Below are 20829 nucleotides of genomic sequence, written 5' to 3'. Positions count from 1 at the left end.
GACTTACACCAGCCGCCGCCCGCCCGTCACGGATTGGGGGTTTTCGCAGTCCGCAGCGAGTCCAGCAGCAAGAGGGCCACGCCCACGCTGATGGCCACGTCCGCCACGTTGAAGGTCGGCCAGCGCATCCCCGGCTGGTTGCGCCAGTGCCAGTCGATGAAGTCGATGACGTAGCCCCGCAGCAACCGGTCCACGAAGTTGCCCAGCGCTCCGCCCGTCACCAGCGCCAGGGACACCCGGGCCAGCCGCTGCTCCATGGGCGTGCGCCGGTACATCACGAAGATGAAGCCCATGGCCACCAGGCTCACCACGAGGAAGAAGAGGCGCCGCACGCCCTCGGGCATGTCGCCGAAGATGCCCCAGGCCGCGCCCGGGTTCTCCACGTAGCGGAAGTGCCAGTAGTCCTCGATGAAGCGATAGGGCCGCAACACCCGGTACGACCCGTCCTCGGGCGGCGGGCGGTTGTCCAGGTTCTGCTCGGTGACGAAGCCCGTCACCCGCGCCAGGCCTTCCCGCCCATCCAGGGCATCCGTCAGCCGAGAGACAGCCAGGTACTTGGTCACCTGGTCTGCGGCGAGCACCGCGACAATCACGAGGAGGACGAATCGATGGGAGACTTTCATGTCGCGCGCCCTCCTCTATCCCGCTCCCCGGAGTCCTGACAACGAAGAGTGCCCACCCGCCCCTTCCTTGTCCGCTCGCTCCATTTCCCGGCCAGCACGGGTTTGGGGCATGGTGTCACCATGCCGCCTGTTGAGCCCGACGTGAATCCTTCAGTCTCCGACACGCCCCCACCCACCGAGGCCGCGGCCAAGCCAGCGAAGCCCTCGCTGATGGCCCGCTTCAAGAACCTGATGCTCGAATACGGGCCGCTGGCGCTGGTGGTGAACTACGTCATCTTCGGCCTGGTGGTCGTGGGCTTCTACGCCGCCATCGAGTTCGGCTTCCAGCCCAGCAGCACCGGCGAGAAGGCGGGTAGCTGGGCGGCGGCCTACGCGGCGTCGCAGGTGGTGAAGCCGCTGCGACTGGCCGCGGTGTTCGTGCTCACGCCGCTCATCGCCCGGATTCCTCCCGTGGCGCGCTTCATCGAGCGGAACAAGCACAAGTGGAGCTTCTGAGCCGAGGCCCGCGGCGGCCCAGGATGGCCGCCGCGAACCCGCCAGAAAGGGCGTCCCCTCAGAAGTTGGGGACGAGGAAGTCCTTCACCACGCCCATGTGCTGCATGTTGGAGGCGCTGCTGTCGCCGGACTGCACCGGGGAAATCTCCGACAGCGGCCGGTAGGTGCGGCTGTCGAGCACCAGCCCGTTGGGGAAGGTGCTGGAGCCGATGACGGTCGCCTGCTGGTACTGGCGCAGGTCCTGGTCCACCAGAACCTGGTCGTAGGGCTTGTTGCGGTTGCGGTTGGTGCCCGTGCTGCCGTTGTGGTCCGCCGGGTGCGGACCCGCCGTCGTCACGACCTGCCGGAAGGTGGCGAAGCAGGCCTCGCTGAAGCTGTCCGTGTTCAGGTCGCCGCCGATGACGAGGTAGTCGTCCTCGGGAACCTGCGAGCGGACCTGATTGACGATGGCCTGCGCCTCCGCGTTGCGGTTGCTGGAGCTGGACGTGAGCAGGTGCACGCTTACCGCCCAGAGGTCGCGGGGACCGGGGATGTCGATGCGCGCCCAGGCGAAGTCCCGGTTGGACACGCGCGGGTCGGGCCACTGGCCGGACTCGATGATGGGCCAGCGGCTGATGACGCCATTGGGAATCTGCGCGCCCGTCTCACGGGAGTAGTGGAACCCCGGCGCAATCTGGTCCACCAGCGAGCGGAGTTCCGACGCCGAGTTGTTCCCGTAGTTGAACTCCTGCATCAGCACGATGTCCGGGTCCACGCCCTTGATGAGACGGATGCCGTGCCCCGGATCGTAGGACTGGTAGTTGCCACTGCTGAGGTTGGACGCCATCACCCGGATGGGGGTGTGGCCCGCGTCCGTGCCCGCGTCGGTGCCGGCATCCGTGCCCGCGTCCGTACCGGCATCCGTGCCCGCGTCGGTCCCCGCGTCCGTACCGGCATCCGTGCCCGCGTCGGTCTCGGTGCCAGCATCCGGTTCCGGGTCCACGCCCGCGTCCGGCTCGGGGTCGGTGCCGGCATCCGGCTCCGGGTCCACGCCCGCGTCTTCTTCCTGGGTGCCGCCGTCATCGGTGGTCGTGCCGCCATCATCCAGGGCGCCGCCGTCCGTCTCCTCGTTCGAGCCGCCGTCCACGCCCGCGTCGGTCGGCACGCACGCGTTGCTCGGCACGCAGTGGCCGCCCTCGGCACTGTCTCCGGACGAGGGGCAGCAGATCGCATCCGGGTGCTCGCACGCGGTCTGCGGATCACAGGCCCGGACGCACAGGTGGCGGTCATGGGACGCGACGAAGATGCAGGATTCGTCCTGCGAGCAGTCTTCCCTCGCGCCCTCGGGGCTGCACTCCGTCCAGAGAACCCCTCCGTCCTCCAGCGGTTGCGGCACCTGAGGCGGGTTGCCCTCACCACACGCCAGGGAAAGAATTGTGAGCGAAACCGCCGCGCACAGGAGAGAGGTGAGCGTCTTCTTCATGCTGTCGGACTCTGGAGTCGAGAGGGGGGAAATCGCCGGCGACACCCAGGTGCGGACGGCGGCGGGAGTATAGAAACCCTCGATGTGACAACTCTGTGACTTATGGCACGGCTGCACGATTTTATCTACGCAGTCCCCCCAAACCCTCACGGGAAGTCTGGCGGACCCGGCACGGCAGTCGCAGAAACATCCCCGTGAAGCACGGAGGGCCGCGACACCGCGGGCCGGAGGGTGGACATGGAACAGCCGAAGGCCCAGGTGACGATGCGCTTCCATGGCGCACTGAACGACTTCCTGTCCCCCGAGCACCGGCATCAGGCGTTCCGCCACGCGCTGCAAGGCCGCCCGTCGGTGAAGGACCTCATCGAGTCCCTGGGTCCGCCCCACCCCGAAGTGGACGTGGTGCGCGTGGATGGAGAGGCCGTGGACTTCACGCACCGGGTGCAGCCGGGCTCGAGCGTGGAGGTCTACCCCGCGTCCATGGACGAGGCGCCCGGCGTCCGGGTGGGGCCTCCGCTCCAGGACACGCCCCGCTTCGTGCTCGACGTGGGGCTGGGACGGCTCGTGGGGTTCTTGCGGATGCTGGGCTTCGACGCCCTGTGGCGCAACGACTTCGCGGACGACACGCTCGCGCGGCTCTCACATGACGAGGACCGCATCCTCCTCTCGCGTGACATCGGGGTGCTCAAGCGCAGCGAAGTCCTGCGTGGCTACTTCCCCCGCTCGACGGACCCGGCGGAGCAGTTGGTGGAGGTGGTGCGCCGCTACGGGCTGACGTCCCGCATGCATCCCTTCTCGCGCTGCGTCGCCTGCAACGCCGCGCTGACCTCCGCCGAGCCGTCCGAGGTGGCCGGCCGCATCCCCGAGCGCGTGGCGGAGCGGCACTCGCGCTTCCAGCAGTGTCCGGACTGCCAGCGCGTCTACTGGGCCGGCACGCACCACCAGCGAATGCAGGCCCTGGTGGACCGGCTGCGCGAGCTCGAAGGCGCCCCGTAGGCGTCCGGTTTGCTCAGAACATTGGAACCCGAGAAGTCACCAGGTCGTAACGGAAACTCCGCAAGTAATTGCAACTCCGCAACTCTTGCGAGGTCTCCTGAGACCCAACCCTGAAGTGCGATCCAAACGTTGCCCACGAGTTCCGGCCAGTTACAGTGCCGCCGCTCAGGCACGGCATTTGCCTAGTGACGAACACTGGCATCGCCCTCAAGGGCCAGAGTCCAAGGGAGTCCCGCGACATGGTGCAACGTCCCACAGCCCGACGGCGGCAAGGTGGCTTCACGCTGCTGCTCGCCATGGGCGTCGTCACGATGGTCACCCTCGCGGTGCTCCTCAGCTACGGCGTGGTGAGCCGCGAGGCGGAAGTCCAGGGTGACGGCCGCCGCTACAAGGAGGCGTACTTCGCGGCGGAGGCGGGACTGGCCGAGGGGCGCGAGGCGATGCGCATCCGGCTGGGAACGGATCAGTCCTATAGCGGGACGCTCGCAAACCTGCCCGTAATCAACGAACCCGGACTGAACGGTGGAGACCGCCCCTTCCTTGAGGTGCTGCCGGGGCCAGGGGGAGTCGGGACCTGGAACTCGCTGGCCATCGTCGAGGCGGAGCTGGCGCCATCGGAGCGCCAGAGTCCGACAGGTGAAGCCTACGCATCCTTCCCTCTTCAGCAGAACGTGCGCTACCGCGTGTTCGCGCGGGACGACGAGGACCCCCTCGATCCCCTCGACCCCACCCCGGCCAACCAGGGCATTCGAGATACCAACAAGCAGGTCTGGCTGATTGCAGTGGGCGAGGTCGTAGGCCCCGCGGGCAGCCGTCCCACGCGCGCCGTCATCCAGGCCCTCATTACCAATGAGAACGCGCCAGCCGTCACCAGGCCTGGCTCCGGGTCGGATACGGGTGGCCCCGAAGGCACTCACGACAGTGGGGAAGACGAGCCCATCGACGTCGAAAACGAGGTCGTAGTCCTTTCCTCCACTCCTTGAGCTGAGCCCTCCCAATGAAACGACTCTCCCTTCTGTCGCTTCTGCTCTTGCCGGGCCTGGCCGCTGGCGCCACGGATGAAGGCAAGCTCGCCTTCGACAAGGCTTGCGCCAGCTGCCACACCATCAGCCTGCAGTCCCAGAGCAGCGGGAAGACGGCGACCGCGGCGAAGCCGGCGCCTGCGAAGCAACGCGGCCGCGGCATCGACCTGGGCCCACTGATTCCGAAGCGGACGCCCGAGCAACTGCGCACGTGGATTGCGAGCCCCACCCAGGTCAAGCCCAAGACGAGTTGCGACACGCGACTGGTACGCGTGGATGACCGGGACCTGCTCCTCAACTACCTGGCGGTCAGCATCCATCCGCCGCCCCCATCACGCGAAGAGCTGCTGCGTCAGCAGTTCCAGCAAGACCTCGCGACACGCCAGGCGCAGCAGCAACGCAAGGCGAATGACCCGTCCCGCCGTTCCCAGGGGAAGAAGTGATGCGCACCCTTACCCATACGCTCGCGGCGTTCGCCCTACTGACCGCGCCGCTCGCCCATGCACAGACCGGTTCGGAAACGCCGGCCAAGCTGTGTGAAGACCAGCTCGACCAGAACAAGCAGCCCGAGTTCAGCGACGAGAACCTGGAGATTCAGGAGTCGAGCATTCTCATCACCGATGAGAATCCGGCCCGACTCCAGCTCAACACCAACCTCACGGCGTTGAACGTCGAGCGGATCTTCTTCCCGTTCGACCAGAACGTCACCATCAGCTACGTGTACGAGTCCGCCGGCGCCTCGCACTCGCTGGGCTACATGTACATGGACGACCTGCGTGAGCGCGGGTACGTCGACGCCAACGGCAACCTGCTCGACACCAACGAAAACGGCATCCTGGACCTGCACGAGGACCTGTTCAACCTCGCGCCCCGGAACGGGCCCAAGGCCCGGCCCTACATTGGCCAGGCCCGTCGCTGCACGCGCCAGTTCACCTCAGGCGGCGAGCAGTACAGCGAGCCCGAGCTCGCGCTGAACGTGAACTGCGACGCCACCATCCAGCACAACATCAACCTCGCGGATGCGCGGCCGGGACTCGGCGGCGAGTGGAACCGGACGGACCAGGTGGGCGTCTTCGCCTCGGGCACCGTCACCGACAACAACTTCTCGGACCGGGGACTCTTCGCACACCTCCCCAATCTGCTCGAGCCCCCCTCGCCCAGCAACGGAGACATGGGCCTGGGGCGGATGGTCTTCCTGCTCGCCGATGACGACTCGGGCCGGACCACCCACCGCAACCTGGCGCCGGTGCAGGACGTCGGCGACTACTCCGAAGGCATCCCCGACTACAACGTGTCCGCATACGACCCGCGAGGCCTGCTCCGCGCTGTCGACCCGGACCCCGGTGTGACGGCGTACGACCGGACCGTGGACCTGGGGATGATTCAGGGTGGCAAGGAAATCGTCTTCTTTACCGCCGTCTACTACGAAAGCAACCACGGTCCCCGAGAGGGCTACGTCTATCCCTGCCTCAAGCAGGACCCCGATGGCCGTTGCGCGCTGCACCTGCGCACGTCCATCAACGTCTTCTTCTCCAAGGCGGCGTGGAACCTGGACCAGAACCCCGAGGGCGGCACCGTCGTCGCCGAGCGAAACATCGGGTGCCAGTACCTGGAAGGCTGCAACCGGGACAATCCCGCCAGCACCCCGAGCCAAGCGTGCCGGGTCGCGGACACCAACGAGTACTACTGCGGCTGGCTGGACGGGCCAATCGACGAGTGGGGCACCACGCTGTACCGGCTCGCGAACGACGAACTCTACGGCAACCTGGTGATGCCCATGGAGCGGGTGACGATTCCCAGGCCCGCGGGCGTGCGCAACCCCATGCCTCACGTCATCGTGGGCGCGCCCACCACGGACCCCTTCCGCTGGATTCTGGGCTTCGAGGACATCCCCGGCGGCGGTGACCGCGACTTCAACGACGTGGTGTTCGTCATCAACAAGCAGAATGGCGGCAGCATCCGCTCCGCCACGGTGTCTGGTGACTTGTCGCCTGACATCGCCAACGACTTCGTCATCACGAAGGTGCGGTTCAAGCGGCAGGATGACTACGCGCCCCAGCCGCGCACGTGCGCCGGCGGCCCCCCCTGCTTCACGGAGGAAATCCCTGGCGCCTGCACGCCCACGGACGGCCCCCGGCCCACCATCACCTATTCGTTGGCGGTGGATTGCCGCGTCTGCCAGCCCAACCCGGACACCGGGGCGATGGAGTGCATCCCCAACCCCAACACGCCCACGTGGTTCCCGGTGCACTTCCCCGACACGTCTCCGCCCACCCAGGAGGTGGAGCTGGACATCATGTCCATGGGCTTCACCGGCTCTCAGCTCTGCTGGAAGGTGGACATCACCAGCCCCAGTGAGCTGTGCCGTCCCATCATCGACGACGTCGAGGTGGGCTACCAGGCTGTCCGGGCCGGCAGCTACTCGCGCGCCTCACCCTCCACGCTGGGCAACGCCATCGTCTGGGGCGTGAACGAGACACCGGGCAGCGCCTGGGGCCGGGATGGAAGCTGGCCCAGCGGTGGCATGCCCGCGCCCGGCACGCGCGCCTATGACGGCAACAAGGACTTCACCGTCCGCGGCCGGCTCTACTTCCGCTCGCTCTACGACCCGGAGAATCCGAGCGTCACCAACGCCGTCCAGCGGTGGGACGCCGGCCGGGTGATGGCGCTCACCTTCGGCACGAATGGACATGCTTCCGACCCGCTCCAGCGCAAGCTCTACACGATGAACGCGGCGGGCAACCGCAGCACCATCTCCGACGAGATGACGGACACCAGCAGCGCCAGCCCGCTCTTCCCGGACTCGCTCTGCGACCTGGAGCAGAACGGGCGGTACCTGTACGACCTCAACAACGACGGAAGATGTGGCACGCCCTCCATCACCGCGCCCGAAAAGCGCGTGACGGACCACACCAACGACCGCAACTTCCTGCGGGAGTGGCTGTACGGCTGGGAGGACCATTACACCCCCGGGCCCGCCAACGAGCGGCGTCCCTGGGCGCTGGGTGGCATCAACATGTCCACCGTGGCCATCAACATGCCACCGTACCTCGACACCTGGGCCTTGAACGCTCGCGCTGGCGAACGAGACCTGTACCGCCGCAACTTCATGGAGCCGCTCGCCACGCGTCCGACCGTGGCCTACGTGGGCACCATGAACGGATATCTACACGCCTTCGAAGCGGGCGCATTCCGCAACTCCACGCACGACAACTGCGCGCCCGGCACGCAGGTGCGCGGCTACTTCGATACGACCGCGAGCTGCGTACCGGGCAACATCACGCCCCGCGACTACGGCTCGGGCACGGAGCGTTTCACGTACATGCCACGCATGCAGTTGGAGCGGTACCGCAACACCTATGTTCGCTTCAACGGTTCGGGAAACCTGCCCCGGCCCTCCATGGATGCATCGCCCCAAATCGCCAACGTGGACTTCGGCATCCCCGGACAGCCTGCCTGGACCCGCGCGACCTCCGCAAACAAGACGCAGGGTGCCAAGACGGTCCTGGTCAGCGCTTCCGGCAAGAACAGCCCTGCCGTCGTCGCGCTCGACATCACCCACCCCGATGATGCCTGGTACCCGCTGCCGCTCTGGGAGTTCAACCTGCGCGAGCCCAGCACCGAACTGGCGTTCTCCACGGCGAAGGTCGCGGACCCCACCGTAGACTTCCCGGACACCTCCGGCTCCAGCCATTCGCCGTCGATTGGCCGCTTGACGTGGGGCTCGGGAACGGAAGGGAAGTGGACGGCCGTCCTCGGCACGGACTACGTGCCAACCTCCCTGAACCACGCCGGTGCCCTCTACCTCATCGACCTGAAGACGGGGCAGCCGCTCGACTTCGGCACGACGCCCGGTGGCACCAGGGCCGGCATCATCACCCTGGACCAAGGCTTCGGCATCGCCGCAAGCACGGCGCTCATCGACCTCGACCGCGACGGGAACTATGACGTCATGTACGTGCCCACCACGGCAGGCAATGTCTACCGCATCAACCTGGACACGGTGAACCCGAGCGCGCCCCTGGGCCGCAAGGTGAAGACGTGCAAGGTGGCCAGTGCGCCGGTCACCCTGGCGGACCACCCGGACGCGGCAACGGGACAGGACCCCGTCTACCAGCAAATCCACTCCAACCTCGGCGTGAGCATCGTCCGCAACAGCGGGTCCCCCGTGGTCCGCTTCTACTTCGGCACGGGTGACAATCCGGACGAGTTCTCCGACGGCCCTCCGAACAAAGGCAGCTATCGGTACCACCTGCTGGGCTTCGAAGACACCGACCCCTCGGGCACGCGCCCGTGCGAATTGCTGGAGCCGCTATGGGTGCAGCAGTTGGATCCAGGCCAGGCGGTGTGGGGTGGCGTGACGCTGGCGGGAGACAAGGTCTATGCAAGCACCGCGGTGGGTGCGGCGGCGGACATCTGCAACCTGAGCGAGACCGAGAGCGGCCGGTTCTATGAGTCCGGCCAGCTTCCGGATGGCAACAGCGCCCCTGAGATGAAGAGCGTGGCGCTGGGTGGCCATGCGGTGAATGCACCGGTGGTGCATGACGGGCACCTCCTCATTCCCACGGCACTTGGTGAAGTGAGGGTCCAGGGCAGCGGAGAGTGGAACACCGGCAACGCCAACGGAGGCATTGCCCGCTCCAAGGTGCTCATCTACGCGCCCAGCCCGGATGGGAGGATTCAGCAGTGACGTCCCTGAACAGGCGCCAGCACTCCCGGGGCATCACGCTCCTGGAGGTGCTGGCCACCATGGCCATCCTGCTGTTGGGCATCGGCGCGGCGATGATGGTGGTGACCCAGACCAGTACCTCCAACCGGCGCAGCCTCAGCGCCACGCAGGCACAGCTCATCGCCGAGCAGGCACTGGAGAACATCACGCTGTTGGGCTGCACGGTGCAACCGCCGTGCATCAACCTTGTGGGCCTGGATGAAACCTACACCCTCTTCCAGACCAGCTCGGGGGAACTGCGCAACGTCGCTCCTCCCAATCCGGAAGTCATCGCGCGTGAGTACCAGGTCGTCGTGGACGTGGACGTTCCCTCTCAGCTCGCCACCATCGAGCCGGGCTCCACGGTTCCGGCGGACCTGACGCGGAACCTTATTCCCGGGCAGGCAGACACCGCGGGGAACATCGCCCACGTCCGCGTCACTGTGAGCTGGCTGGAGCCAGGGCGGCGCGACCGGCAAGTAGTGATGCTTCAGACGAGGATGGCGCCGTGAGATTTTCTTCGATGCGGACTCAGCCCCGGATGCCGCGTGGCTTCACCTTGCTTGAGGTGATGATCGCGAGCGCTATCGGGCTCATCGTGCTCGGAGCAGGGCTGGTGGCGGCCATGCAGATGCAGCGTCGTTCCCACTTCGAGGAACAGACGATGCTGGCCCAGTCCACCGGCCGGGTGGTCAAGGACCTGCTTGCCGCGGACCTGCAGCGCGCCGGCACGGGCATGGGCAATGCGCGCATCGTCTTCAGCGACGTGCGCACGCAGACGGCCATCCAGGTGTGGACCGAGCCGGACCTCTCCGCGGTGGACGTCACTCGTCCCTTTCCCGCGGATCCCAACTTCGCACTGCCGCCCGCGGGCCCCTACGAGGAGTTCGTGTCGGACGTCCTGCAACTCCACTGGGGCGATACCCGCGGGATGGTGACGCTGGCCAACTGTGGCGCCACCGTGCGCTCAGGGGCGCAAGATTTCTGCACGACCCCCAATCCCTCCCCACGGCTTCAGCCCACCGTTACGCCCTCACTTCCCGCCTTCGCGGTGAATCCCAACCGACAGGTGGCCTGCCATCTCCGCGTCCTCAATGTGAACACGGGCGGCAACACCGTCACGGCCGATCCAGGCTTCGGCGCGGACCCCACGAACAACCCTCCATGTGGTAACGCGGTCGACCCCCTCTGGAGAGTCGACCGTCCAGACCAGGAGTCCTGGCGAATCATGCCGGCCCAGAGTGCGGCCTACCGGGTCAACTGGGCCAGCGGAACGCCCACGCTAGAGTATCTAGGCACGGGCGCAGCAGACTGGGTGGTCCTGAGCCGGGACGTGGAGCGCCTCAAGGTCCGGCTGGGTGTCATGAGCCATGTCCCGCCACTGGGCTTCCGCTGGTTCCCCGATGTGGCCACGGGCCTTCCGGAGCTTGACGCCTGCACGATTGGAACCTGTGCCATTGACCAGCATCCGAGCGAACTGGTCGCCCCTGGGACAGACGACGAGCTGCGAATGCGGCTGCGGCAACGCATCCGTGAGGTGGAGGTCACCCTGGTGGTCCGAACACCGCGGCAGGACCGGCAAGCCTTCAACCCAGACGCCCCCATCGAACTGGACCTGGAAGAACTTCCCATTGATGGCTTCAAGCGGCGCACCTTTACCTTCCGGGTGACGCTCCGGAACTTCGCCGCGGGTGGGTTGCTCCCCGTCCCGGTGGGAAATTGAGCATGAAGCACACACGAGGAATCACGCTGCTGGAGATGATGGTGACGGTGGCCATCGCCGCCATCCTGCTGTCCGCGGCGCTGGTGGGCATCCAGACCCCCGTCGACCGCCAGCGGGAGAACGAGGCCACACGCGAGCTGTGGGCCTCCACGCTCCGTGCCCGGCAGCGCGCCCTCTCCACCAACCAGCCCGTGCGCATCGTCGTGGACGAGAACGTCCCTCGCGGCGATGGAACCTCGCGCACGGTGGCCCGGTGGGAGCAACTCCGCTGCGGCAATGACTGGGATAACGCCAGCTGCCCCGCGAACGGATGTGAGAACACTACCTGCCGCGCCAACCCGAACTGCTGCAGCGAGCTCGGCCCGGACATCGTCATCCCTGTCAGCATGAACGCGGCTGCGATTCACGGGCTCTGCTACATGCCCGGCTCCGGCCGTCCCGTGCGCCCGGGCGACCTGAGCTGCATGCGGGACTTCATGGATGACCTGCCCGCGCTGGATGCCGCCGCCCCGGGCAATCTGCGCTTCGACTTCACGTCGGGCCGCGCGCGCAGCCTCATCATGGTGGAGCCGCGGACAGGACTGGCCAGCGTGCTGGACTGCAACTCCCAGGCGGCCATCGACCGCCCGGTGGCGGAGTGCGCGAACTGAGCTCGCGCCTCGCCTGACGTCACGCCCCTCCCCGGACACACCCGCCGGGGAGGGTTTCTCGCAGGCAACCCGCTACGCCGCCAGGGCCTCGCGGCACTTGAGGCAGACGTCGCCGCCCTGCCCCACCGCTTCCGAGTACGTCCAGCAGCGCGGGCACTTCTCGCCGTGCGATGGGAGCACCTCGGCCGTGACGCGGACGCCTTCGCCGAAGGCCTGTGCCACTTCCAACGTCTGCGCCGCGTCCCCCTTCACGTCCCCAATTTCCACCTGGCTGGTGATGAAGAGGCCCGGCAGTTCGGCCCGGTTCGCCTGGAGGAAGTCGCGCGCCGCGCCCTCCGCCGTCAGCACCACCCGCGCCTCCAGCGATGAGCCGATGCGCTTGTCCCGCCGCGCCGCTTCCAGCACGCCCTGCACCGCGCCGCGCACCGCGAAGAGCTTCGCGTAGCGCTCGGCCAGCGCCGGGTCCAACTTCGCGGACACCACCGGGAAGCCTCCCAGGAAGACGCTCTCCGCCGGCTTGCCCGGCAGCGTCTGCCACGCTTCCTCCGCCGTGAAGCTCATCACCGGCGCCAGGAGGCGCAGCAGCACCGAGGCCACCTCGTACAGCACCGTCTGCGCGCCGCGCCGGGGCTGCCCGTCCGCGCGCCACGTGTAGAGCCGGTCCTTGAGGATGTCGAAGTACACCGCCGACAAGTCACCGGCGACGAAGTCCACCACCGTCGCGTAGACGAGGTGGAACTCGTAGTCCTCGTACGCCTTGCGCACCCGCGCCACCACCTCCGCCAGCCGCCCCAGCGCCCAGCGGTCCAGCGGCAGCAGCTCCGCCTCCGGCACTGCGTGCTTCGCCGGGTCGAAGTCGTAGAGGTTGCTCAGCGCGTAGCGGATGGTGTTCCGAATCTTCCGGTAGCCTTCCGACAGGCCCTTCAGAATCTGGTCCGACAGGCGCACGTCATTGCGGTAGTCGCTGGCCGCCACCCACAGGCGCAGCACCTCCGCGCCGTACTGCTGGATGACCTTGTCCGGCGCCACCACGTTGCCGCGGCTCTTGGACATCTTCTCGCCCTGGCCGTCCACCACGAAGCCGTGCGTGAGGCAGGCCTTGTACGGCGACATGTCGCGCGTGCCCACCGCCACCAGCATGGACGAATGGAACCAACCGCGGTGCTGGTCGCTGCCCTCCAGGAAGAGGTCCGCCGGAATCCGCTGCCGCTTCTCCAGCACCGCGGAGAACATGCACGCCGAGTCGAACCACACGTCGAGGATGTCCGTCTCGCGGCGGAACTCACCCTTGCCGCAGCGAGGGCACTGGAAGTCCGCGCCCAGGAAGTCCTTCACCGGCGTGCGGTACCACACGCCCACGCCTTCCTTCTCCACCGCCGCGGCCACCCGCTCCATCAACTCGGGCGACACCACGGCTTCCTCGCAGCCCTCGCAGTAGGCGATGCAGATGGGCACGCCCCACGTCCGCTGGCGGCTGATGGTCCAGTCCGGCCGCGTCTCCAGCATGCCGCGGATGCGGCTGTGCCCCCACGAGGGCACCCACTGCACCTTGTCCACCTGCTCCAGCACCACCTGCCGGAACGTCTGCGTCCCGTGGAACGGCGCGTCCATGGGGATGAACCACTGGTACGTCGCGCTCAGGATGACGGGATTGCGGCAGCGCCAGCAGTGCGGATACGTGTGCGCCACCGTATCCGTGGCGCCGTTGAGCAGCGCGCCCTTCTCCACCAGCAACTGGATGACGACGGGGTTCGCCTCGAACACGCGCCGGCCTTCCAGCGCCGGCCCCACCGTGTCGTCGTAGCGGCCATCCGGACGAACGGGGTTGTAGATGTCCAGCCCGTACTGCAGGCCGACCTCGTAGTCCTCCTGGCCGTGCCCCGGCGCGGTGTGCACCAGGCCCGTACCGGCATCCAGCGTCACGTGCTCGCCCAGGATGACGCGGCCCCGGCGCTCATAGAACGGGTGCTGGTACGTCAGGTGCTCCAGCTCCTCGCCGCGCGCGTACGCCAGGATGCGCGACGGGTCCACCAGCGCCGCCGCGGAGACTTCACCGCCGGGCAGCTCCACGTGCTTCACCGCCAGCTCATCCGCCTTCACCTCCGCCAGCACCTTGGGTAGCAGCTCCCGGGCCACGCAGATGACGCGCGCGCCCAGCTGGTAGAAGACGTACTCGAACTCCGGGTTGACGGCGACGGCCAGGTTGGACGGCAGCGTCCACGGCGTGGTCGTCCAGATGACGAAGGCCACGTCCTTGCCCTTCAGCGAAGGCACGCGCTCGGCCAGCTCCGCGCCGGCCTGGAAGGCCACGTACACGGAAGGCGAGGTGTGGTTCTCGTACTCCACCTCCGCCTCCGCCAACGCCGTCTGGTCATACAGGCACCAGTACACGGGCTTCTTGCGGCGGTAGAGCATGCCGCGCTTCGCGAAGGCGGCCAGCTCGCGGATCTCCTGCGCCTCGTAGGTGAAGTCGAGCGTCTTGTACGGCTGCTCCCACGAGCCGAACACGCCCAAGCGCTGGAACTCAGCCCTCTGGATGTCGACGAACTCCAGCGCATAGGCGCGGCATGCCTCCAGGAAGGCGTCGCGAGCCAGCGTGCGCTTGTCGATTTTCTTGTCCTTCAGCCGCTTCTCGACGGCCTGCTCAATCGGAAGCCCGTGTGTGTCCCAGCCGGGGATGAAGTCACACCGGCGGCCGGACATGTTCCGGTACTTCACCACGATGTCCTTGAGGACCTTGTTGAGCGCGTGGCCCGCGTGCAGGTGGCCGTTGGCGTAGGGCGGACCGTCGGGCAGGACGAAGGGCTCCGCGTCCGCGTTCTGCTCCAGAATCTTCCCCCAAATCCCTCGCTCCGCCCACCAGCCGAGCATGCGCGGCTCAAGCTGCGCCAGGTTCCCCTTCATGGGGAAATCCGTGCGCGGCAGGTTGACCGAATCCTTGAAGTCCTTGTCCTTCGGGGGCGTGTCGCTCATGTCGACAGCGGCCGTAACACGCTCCCCAGAGGGCTTCAATCCGCGGTGGGACTCGCGGGCTCCTGGGCAACGGTCCGGCGCACCACCACCACCGCCAGCCGGCCCTCCTTCGTGGGAGAGAACGACAGTTTGATTTCCTCGTTCGGCGAGCGGAACAGGCGCGGCTCTTCCTCACGGAAGCCCGCGTTGCCCAGCTCGGTCCGGTAGAAGGCCTCCACCTCCGCCTGCTTGGCGTTGACGGAATACGTGAGGGTGCGCGCCGACTCCGTCTCCGCCTTCATCGAGTCCGCGGCCCCTGGAAACACCGGCGCCACGGAGGACTGCGGCTGCTGCCGTCCCTGCGCCAGGTTCGCCTCGCCCATGAACACCGTGGTGGTGCCGTCCGGGTTGGCCTGAAGGATGGCCGTGTAGGAGATGAACTGCTTGGTATCGAGCGCGGTAATCATCGTCTCGCGCAGCAGCTGCGGCTGGAGCGACGGCTTGGGGACATGGAGCTCCCAGGCCTGGAAGCGCGACACCAGGTGCTGCCCGATGACCTCTGGCTTCTCCGCGCTGAGCACGGCGGACATCCGCACGGGGACGCCCTCCGCCATGACGGTGCCCGGCACGTCCACCACCGCCACCACCTTGGGCACGTCCCAGGTGAACGGCAGGCGCTGGGCGCGAGCCTCCATGGCCACCAGCACCAGCACTCCCGCGAGGAGTCCCTGCAGCACCTGCTTCATCCGTCACTCCACGAAGATGGCCGCCCCTCACCGGCCGGTTGGCTACTCGACGACCGCGTCCTCGGCCGGGACATCGAACTCCTGGGGCTGCGGGCGCGAGCCCGTCTTGCGAGGCGACTCGATGTTGTCCCGTGGGGGGCAGCGCTTCGAACACGCCGCGAACTGCTCCTGGAACTTCTTCGTGCAGCGCGAGGCACACGCGGCATCCCGGCCCCCGTTCGGACACCGGGACGTGCACTCGGCCAGCGTCGACCCGGCCTTGCCACCACAGTCCGCCTCACACTCGGTCCGCCCGGCCAGCGCCGCGGGAGACGACAACACCGCCGACACCAGGGCCAGCTGAATCCATCCAGAGAAGCGAATCATGTCAGTCGCAGTCCTTTCCAAGGAAGCACGCGCCCTTGCTGAAGCGCTGCAGGTGGGCCGCCGCGTACGGCAGCGTGGTGATGCCACCCAGCGCCGAACCCGGAGACGTTCCCCAGACGCCCATGTTGATGGGGTCCATCAAGGTGGGGAACTGATTGAAGTTGATGACGTCCTCGCCTGCGGCGCTGATCCACATCGTCCGCTCCTTCATGCCCAGGCCCACCATGGCCAGGGCCGTGGGCGGCAGCGGGTTCCAGAAGAGCGTCTGCTCGGCCAGCATGCTGGCCGCCCCGGGGATGGCGAGCACCGTGGGCGTGTAGATGCTGAACACCGCGGCATGGTACGGCGCGTTGGTGCAGGGCAGGAGCTGGTCCTGCATGATGATGTTGCAGGTGGCGGCCTCCAACTGGCCGGCCAGGCCCCAGTCGTCGATGAGCATGGAGTAGCTGCCCGTGCAGCGGCCGCCCACCGGACGCCCCACCGCGCAGACCTGCAGGCTGGCGAGCGAATCCTCCATATTTCGCTTCTTGTAGAGGCCGGCCTCGCCCTGGTCCAGGAACGAGCGGGGGAAGCGCCACGCGGCCAGGGTGGCGGAGGCGCGGCACGCGGTGCCGCCGTTGTCGCGATAGGTCGCGCGGGTGACGGCCGTGCCGCCCCAGTCCACGCCCACGCCCATCTCACAATCCACCGCCATGTTGCTGCCGGTGGTGAGCGCCTGGGTGATGCCCGCGCCCGTCGTGGAGGACAGTCCGTTGAAGTCCGCGTAGCGCGCCTGGGCGTCATTCGCGGCGTCCCGCATGGAGCTGCCCGCGGGGTCGTAGTTCACGGGGATGTGGTGCATCTGCCCATGCGTGCCATCCCAGAGCGCAGAGATGGCGGCCTCCTGCACCTTCAAGGACAGGAAGCCCACCTCGGCGAAATGGATGCCGAAGGTGACGATGGTGACGAAGAGCGTGACGCCAAGGGCCGCTTCGACCAGCGACTGGCCCCGGGCATGCCTGGAGCGAAGGGTCTTCTTCATCATTGGATTCCCCTGTAGCCCACGGAGCGAAGGGCCCGCAGCGTGCGGGCCGCGGCGGGCGCGCTGAGGTCCAGCGTGTTCGCGGCGTCATCCAGACCGGACTCGTCCGTGTCCGCTGCCACCAGCGTGGCCCGCCAGAATGGATTGAGCAGGTTGGGCGGCTCGCTCCAGTGGTGGAACGCCACGCTGTGGCCCCGGTGGAAGTACGCGATGCCCGTGGCCATGGCCGTCTGGACGTCGTTGGCCGTCCCATCCGCCATCTGGAAGCTGCGGTTGTCGAACTGCGTGCCGGTGCTGCCGCGCTCGAAGCGGTAGCGGAACGAGTAGTCCCACGGGTCCAGCTCACGCGTGCGCAGGTTGCGCTGCACGACCGCGAAGTTCTTGGGCTGGCCGTAGTTGTTGTCGCCGCCGTCCAGCAACTGGGTGAGGTTGTAGTCCAGGAACAGTGGCCAGATGCCCGGGCAGCTCGACACCGGGTTCATGCAAGGCATCAGCATGTGCCGCATGTAGGGACTGGGGTCGCTGCCGCCCGTCCAGCGGTGCTCGGGCGTGGGCATCGCGCCACCGGAGGACACGAGGCTCGCCTCGACGCCCTCCGTGCCACCCACGGCCGCGGGGCACGGCGCGCCGCCGCCGTTGGCCATGTGGTTGTAGAGATAGAGGATGCTGCCCTCGTCCTCGGCGGTGATGGCGGGCGCGAAGGGCATGATCATCGGCATCTGCCGCCCCTTCTTGCCGAAGTGCGTCGTGCCCTGCGTCGCCACCTCCACCAGCACCATGTCCGGCGGGTTGATGACCCAGGCCAGGTTGGCCAGGTGCGCGACGTAGTCCAGGTCCTGCCGCCACGTGACGAAGTGGAAGCCGCGGCTGCCCATGGCGGCATTCACCGCGTGCTGCACCGTCGCCGGGACGTCGCACACCGCGCCGCCCTGCGTGCAGGCCAGTCCGCCCGTGAGTTCGTCCTTGTTGACGCCGCCGATGGGCGGCACCTGCCACGCGGCATCGGTGGCGTTCGCGCCTGGGTTGATGTTGGAGAGAATCTGGTTGGTGAACCGCTGCGAGTCCACCGCGTCCTTCAGCTCCTGGTAGTTCTGCTGCTGGGCGAGGTACAGCGCGTTCTGCGCCAGCTGGTGCCCGCGCATCTGGAGCGCGAACAGCGGCTCATACGCCTGGAAGACGGCGTTGACCCGCTGGTCCTCCATGCGCAGCTTCCGCTGCAGATTGCCCAGGTCGCGCAGCCCCTTACTGCCGCAGCGGCAGCGCCGCGCGCACGACGCGCTCTTCCAGGCGCAGGGGCAGCCGGTGATGACGTTCAGCTGATACGGCCACTCCCAGTCACTGTAGCCCCCGCGAGCGGCGTTGAGCTGCGCGCGGTAGAGGCTGGCCCAGCTCACCAGACTGGCGGCGCCCGCCTGGGCCACCGCGTGCGCGATCTGCACGCGGTTGATGACGGCGATGTTGTTGAAGGTGCGCGCGGTGGCCACCGCGTTCGAGAAGGCCGCCGCGTCCGCCACCGTCTGGGCTTCGATGCGCTCGCGCACCTTCATGGTGAAGGACAGCGTCAGCGTCACCATCAGCACCATGAGCAACGTGCCGAGAGCGAACAGCACCATCGTCTGGCCACGGGAATGAGAACGATTCATCGGGGACAGTCCATGGAGGCGAAGTGACGCGCCTTGACGGGCGTCATCATCCGCATGGTGAAACTGGTTTCGATGGGGAACACGTACTCACGGCGGCCCACGCGGCTGGCCAGCTCGTCGCGCACGTCCGCCGCCAACGCGTAGGTGCTGGTGAACTCACCCGCGCCCCAGTTGGCGTTGCGCTCGGCCAGCACCAGCGGATTGGCAGCCGTGTAGTCCTGGATGCCGAGCTGCGCGAGGAACATCCGGGACATCACCCAGTTCGCGAAGGGGATGCGCATCGGGTACCAATAGATGAGCCGCACCTCCAGGCGCCGCAGGTGCCCCGGGTCGTCGAAGCCACGGTCCTGCGGGCTCTCCACGCCGCCGCCCGCCAGGCCGCGGTTGATCCACACGATGCTGCCGGTGTGCACGCCGTCCAGCCCGGCCTGGTACCGGTTGTCGCGGCGCGGCGCGAAGGCCATGGCCAGCCGCTCGGGTGCGCCCACGCCACCACCGTGCTCGCCGCCGACCTCCGGCGTGCGCATGCCGATGAAGGAGTGGAACGAAGGCAACAAGGCGAGGATGGCCGCGTGGCTCATCCGCTCGCACTCGCCATGGGCCACGCTGCCCGCGCGCGTCGCGCGGAAGGCCGCGTACTGCGCGAGCACGCGCGCCTGCAGCATCAGGAACAGCTGAAGCGTGCCCAAGACCAGGAACACGACGAGCGGAAGCGACAAAGCCGCCTCCACCATCGCCTGGCCGGACTGCCTTCCACGGCTCGGACGCTGAGAATTCATGGCGAACGTATGTTCCGGGGATTCAGCTGCGATCGGACATACGTCAACTTGACGGGGCGTTCCTTGCATCGCGAACAGGAGAACACGGCTCTGCGACAAACGCGTTTTTCTGGCGTGAAACAACCAAGTTACAGCATCCACCGCTGACTCATGGGGCTAACGCGACTTCATCCCCTTTGTATCCAGCTGGTACTTTTTCACCAATCGTTCAATCGACTTCCGGTGGAGCCCACTCTCACGCGCGGCGCGAGACAGGTTTCCTTCGCAGCGCGTCAAAACGCTGGTGATGTATTCGCGCTCGAAGTTCTCCAGCAGCTGCTCCTTGGCGTCCTTGAAGGAGAGGTGCTCGTTGAAGGGCAGCGGCCCTTCGCGGACCTGTCCCCGCACGCGGGGCGGCAGGTGTGCGGGCTGAATCTCCTCGCCCTCACTGAAAGTGAGGACGTGAGACAACACGTTCATCAGCTCACGCACGTTGCCGGGCCATGAATACGACATCAGCAGGCCCAGGGACTCCGCGGAGAAGCGCTTCTTGCCGTGTTTGCCCACCACTTCAGGGTCCGCGAGCGCGCGCTTGAGGATGAGGGGGATGTCGTCGCGGCGCTGTCGCAGCGGCGGCAGTTGGATGGTGATGACGGACAGGCGGAAGTAGAGGTCCTCGCGAAAGCCTCCGCCCTGAATCTCCTTCATCAGGTCGCGGTTGGTGGCGGCGATGACGCGGCAGTCCACCTCGATGACGTCGTTGCCGCCCACGCGCCGCACTTCATGGTTCTCCAGCACGCGCAGCAGCTTGGGCTGAAGGTCCAGCCGCAGCTCGCCCAGCTCATCCAGGAAGATGGTGCCCCCGTGCGCGCGCTCGAAGGCGCCTGGCCGGCTGCTCACCGCGCCAGTGAAGGCGCCCTTCTCGTGGCCGAACAACTCGCTTTCGATGAGGTTGGGGGGAATGGCGCCGCAGTCCAGCACCTCCATGGGGCCCTTGGTGCGGCCGGACAGCTCATGGATGGCGCGCGCCACCAGCTCCTTCCCGGTGCCCGTCTCACCTTGGATGATGACGGACACACCCATGGGGGCGATCTTCTTGATGAGGCCGAATATCTGCCGCATCTTCACGCTCTGCCCCACCATGTCGCACAGCTCGCCCTCGCGGTCGGGCTCGATGGTGACTTCCTCATCCAGCGGCGCGAAGGTCAGCACGGACGAGCCCGCGCGAATCTGCGAGCCCGGTGACAGGTAGGCCCGCTCGATGCGCCGGCCATCCAGGAAGGTGCCGTTGGTGGAGCCCAGGTCCACCAGCAGATAGCCGCGCTCGGTGAACTGGATTTCGAAGTGGTGACGGCTGGCGGTGCGGTCCTCCACCAGCACCAGGTCATTGCCTGGATGCGCGCCGCAGCGCAGCCGCTCCTTGTCGCTCACCACCGAGCGGCCGGTGTCCGGTCCGGAGGTGACGGCCAGGCGGCACTTGTGGAGCTTCACCGTGGTGCGCGGGTCCACCACGAGCGTTTCGCCCAACAACGGAGAGTGGTTCAGGTCTTGTCCGACGTCGCCGGGACTGGTGTGGATGTCGTCAGGGTGCAGAGGGGGAGCACTCATCTGCGCACGAGGATAGCAAAGGCCCCCCACGAGGCCCGCCCCTCGCGGGCGTCCGT

Annotated in this window: 17 protein-coding genes; 8 read left to right on the top strand and 9 right to left on the bottom strand. The window is 67.3% G+C overall.

Features of this window, described 5'->3' with window-relative positions; all coding sequences use genetic code 11:
* Positions 1-26: 26 nt before the first annotated feature.
* On the bottom strand, positions 27-623 hold the full coding sequence (gene lspA, locus BHS09_RS01810; protein ID WP_140786801.1) for a signal peptidase II: 597 nt from the start codon (positions 621-623) through the stop codon (positions 27-29).
* 141 nt (positions 624-764) lie between these two features.
* On the opposite strand from lspA, the gene BHS09_RS01805 reads away from it, so the two are divergent.
* Positions 765-1118: a hypothetical protein gene (locus BHS09_RS01805; RefSeq protein ID WP_140786800.1), complete on the top strand. Its 354-nt coding sequence runs from the start codon at positions 765-767 to the stop codon at positions 1116-1118.
* A 58-nt stretch (positions 1119-1176) separates the two neighbouring features.
* On the opposite strand, the gene BHS09_RS01800 is transcribed toward BHS09_RS01805, so the two are convergent.
* Positions 1177-2580: an endonuclease/exonuclease/phosphatase family protein gene (locus BHS09_RS01800; RefSeq protein ID WP_174260481.1), complete on the bottom strand. Its 1404-nt coding sequence runs from the start codon at positions 2578-2580 to the stop codon at positions 1177-1179.
* Between the two features lie 237 nt (positions 2581-2817).
* Here BHS09_RS01800 and BHS09_RS01795 point away from each other — a divergent pair, with 237 nt between their 5' ends.
* From BHS09_RS01795 to BHS09_RS01765, 7 genes are all read left to right on the top strand, one after another.
* Positions 2818-3576: a Mut7-C RNAse domain-containing protein gene (locus BHS09_RS01795; protein ID WP_174259171.1), complete on the top strand. Its 759-nt coding sequence runs from the start codon at positions 2818-2820 to the stop codon at positions 3574-3576.
* A 239-nt stretch (positions 3577-3815) separates the two neighbouring features.
* Positions 3816-4559: a hypothetical protein gene (locus tag BHS09_RS01790; protein WP_140786798.1), complete on the top strand. Its 744-nt coding sequence runs from the start codon at positions 3816-3818 to the stop codon at positions 4557-4559.
* 14 nt (positions 4560-4573) lie between these two features.
* On the top strand, positions 4574-5041 hold the full coding sequence (locus tag BHS09_RS01785; RefSeq protein ID WP_140797005.1) for a c-type cytochrome: 468 nt from the start codon (positions 4574-4576) through the stop codon (positions 5039-5041).
* A complete protein-coding gene (locus tag BHS09_RS01780; RefSeq protein WP_140786796.1) occupies positions 5041-9288 on the top strand; it encodes a PilC/PilY family type IV pilus protein in 4248 nt (1415 codons plus the stop codon). Before BHS09_RS01785 ends, BHS09_RS01780 begins: the two co-directional genes overlap by 1 nt.
* Positions 9285-9818: a type IV pilus modification PilV family protein gene (locus BHS09_RS01775; protein ID WP_140786795.1), complete on the top strand. Its 534-nt coding sequence runs from the start codon at positions 9285-9287 to the stop codon at positions 9816-9818. Before BHS09_RS01780 ends, BHS09_RS01775 begins: the two co-directional genes overlap by 4 nt.
* The gene (locus BHS09_RS01770; RefSeq protein ID WP_237077945.1) at positions 9815-11029 is read left to right on the top strand and encodes a PilW family protein; all 1215 of its coding nucleotides are present in this window, start codon (positions 9815-9817) and stop codon (positions 11027-11029) included. Before BHS09_RS01775 ends, BHS09_RS01770 begins: the two co-directional genes overlap by 4 nt.
* 2 nt (positions 11030-11031) lie before the next feature.
* On the top strand, positions 11032-11679 hold the full coding sequence (locus tag BHS09_RS01765; protein WP_140786794.1) for a pilus assembly FimT family protein: 648 nt from the start codon (positions 11032-11034) through the stop codon (positions 11677-11679).
* Between the two features lie 72 nt (positions 11680-11751).
* On the opposite strand, the gene ileS is transcribed toward BHS09_RS01765, so the two are convergent.
* From ileS to BHS09_RS01730, 7 genes are all read right to left on the bottom strand, one after another.
* Positions 11752-14652: an isoleucine--tRNA ligase gene (ileS, locus tag BHS09_RS01760; protein ID WP_140797004.1), complete on the bottom strand. Its 2901-nt coding sequence runs from the start codon at positions 14650-14652 to the stop codon at positions 11752-11754.
* Positions 14653-14687: 35 nt separating this feature from the next.
* Positions 14688-15377, bottom strand: a complete 690-nt coding sequence (locus tag BHS09_RS01755) for a hypothetical protein (protein WP_140786792.1) — start codon at positions 15375-15377, stop codon at positions 14688-14690.
* Positions 15378-15419: 42 nt separating this feature from the next.
* Positions 15420-15743: a hypothetical protein gene (locus BHS09_RS01750; protein WP_140786791.1), complete on the bottom strand. Its 324-nt coding sequence runs from the start codon at positions 15741-15743 to the stop codon at positions 15420-15422.
* Between the two features lies 1 nt (position 15744).
* A complete protein-coding gene (locus BHS09_RS01745; RefSeq protein ID WP_237077944.1) occupies positions 15745-16767 on the bottom strand; it encodes a pilus assembly protein in 1023 nt (340 codons plus the stop codon).
* Positions 16764-18407 (bottom strand): TadE/TadG family type IV pilus assembly protein, encoded by a 1644-nt coding sequence (locus BHS09_RS01740; protein ID WP_174259169.1) that lies wholly within the window; start codon positions 18405-18407, stop codon positions 16764-16766. The genes BHS09_RS01745 and BHS09_RS01740 overlap by 4 nt, the downstream gene beginning before the upstream one ends.
* On the bottom strand, positions 18404-19186 hold the full coding sequence (locus BHS09_RS01735; RefSeq protein WP_237077943.1) for a TadE/TadG family type IV pilus assembly protein: 783 nt from the start codon (positions 19184-19186) through the stop codon (positions 18404-18406). The genes BHS09_RS01740 and BHS09_RS01735 overlap by 4 nt, the downstream gene beginning before the upstream one ends.
* A gap of 156 nt (positions 19187-19342) precedes the next feature.
* Positions 19343-20773 carry a sigma 54-interacting transcriptional regulator gene (locus tag BHS09_RS01730; protein ID WP_174258605.1) on the bottom strand — a complete coding sequence of 477 codons (1431 nt, stop codon included), beginning with the start codon at positions 20771-20773 and terminating at the stop codon, positions 19343-19345.
* Positions 20774-20829 lie beyond the last annotated feature (56 nt).

The organism is Myxococcus xanthus, assembly GCF_006402735.1.
Classification (GTDB): Bacteria; Myxococcota; Myxococcia; order Myxococcales; family Myxococcaceae; genus Myxococcus; species Myxococcus xanthus_A.
The sequence above is the reverse complement of the archived record's forward strand: the minus strand, read 5'-3'. Positions and strand labels throughout refer to the sequence as shown.

Bases quoted from the DNA above. Each gene is read 5' to 3' on its own strand.
- lspA (WP_140786801.1), bottom strand. From the start codon at position 623: ATGAAAGTCTCCCATCGATTCGTCCTCCTCGTGATTGTCGCGGTGCTC.
- BHS09_RS01800 (WP_174260481.1), bottom strand. From the start codon at position 2,580: ATGAAGAAGACGCTCACCTCTCTCCTGTGCGCGGCGGTTTCGCTCACA.
- BHS09_RS01795 (WP_174259171.1), top strand. From the start codon at position 2,818: ATGGAACAGCCGAAGGCCCAGGTGACGATGCGCTTCCATGGCGCACTG.
- BHS09_RS01790 (WP_140786798.1), top strand. From the start codon at position 3,816: ATGGTGCAACGTCCCACAGCCCGACGGCGGCAAGGTGGCTTCACGCTG.
- BHS09_RS01785 (WP_140797005.1), top strand. From the start codon at position 4,574: ATGAAACGACTCTCCCTTCTGTCGCTTCTGCTCTTGCCGGGCCTGGCC.
- BHS09_RS01780 (WP_140786796.1), top strand. From the start codon at position 5,041: ATGCGCACCCTTACCCATACGCTCGCGGCGTTCGCCCTACTGACCGCG.
- BHS09_RS01765 (WP_140786794.1), top strand. From the start codon at position 11,032: ATGAAGCACACACGAGGAATCACGCTGCTGGAGATGATGGTGACGGTG.
- ileS (WP_140797004.1), bottom strand. From the start codon at position 14,652: ATGAGCGACACGCCCCCGAAGGACAAGGACTTCAAGGATTCGGTCAAC.
- BHS09_RS01755 (WP_140786792.1), bottom strand. From the start codon at position 15,377: ATGAAGCAGGTGCTGCAGGGACTCCTCGCGGGAGTGCTGGTGCTGGTG.
- BHS09_RS01750 (WP_140786791.1), bottom strand. From the start codon at position 15,743: ATGATTCGCTTCTCTGGATGGATTCAGCTGGCCCTGGTGTCGGCGGTG.
- BHS09_RS01745 (WP_237077944.1), bottom strand. From the start codon at position 16,767: ATGATGAAGAAGACCCTTCGCTCCAGGCATGCCCGGGGCCAGTCGCTG.
- BHS09_RS01740 (WP_174259169.1), bottom strand. From the start codon at position 18,407: ATGAATCGTTCTCATTCCCGTGGCCAGACGATGGTGCTGTTCGCTCTC.
- BHS09_RS01735 (WP_237077943.1), bottom strand. From the start codon at position 19,186: ATGAATTCTCAGCGTCCGAGCCGTGGAAGGCAGTCCGGCCAGGCGATG.
- BHS09_RS01730 (WP_174258605.1), bottom strand. From the start codon at position 20,773: ATGAGTGCTCCCCCTCTGCACCCTGACGACATCCACACCAGTCCCGGC.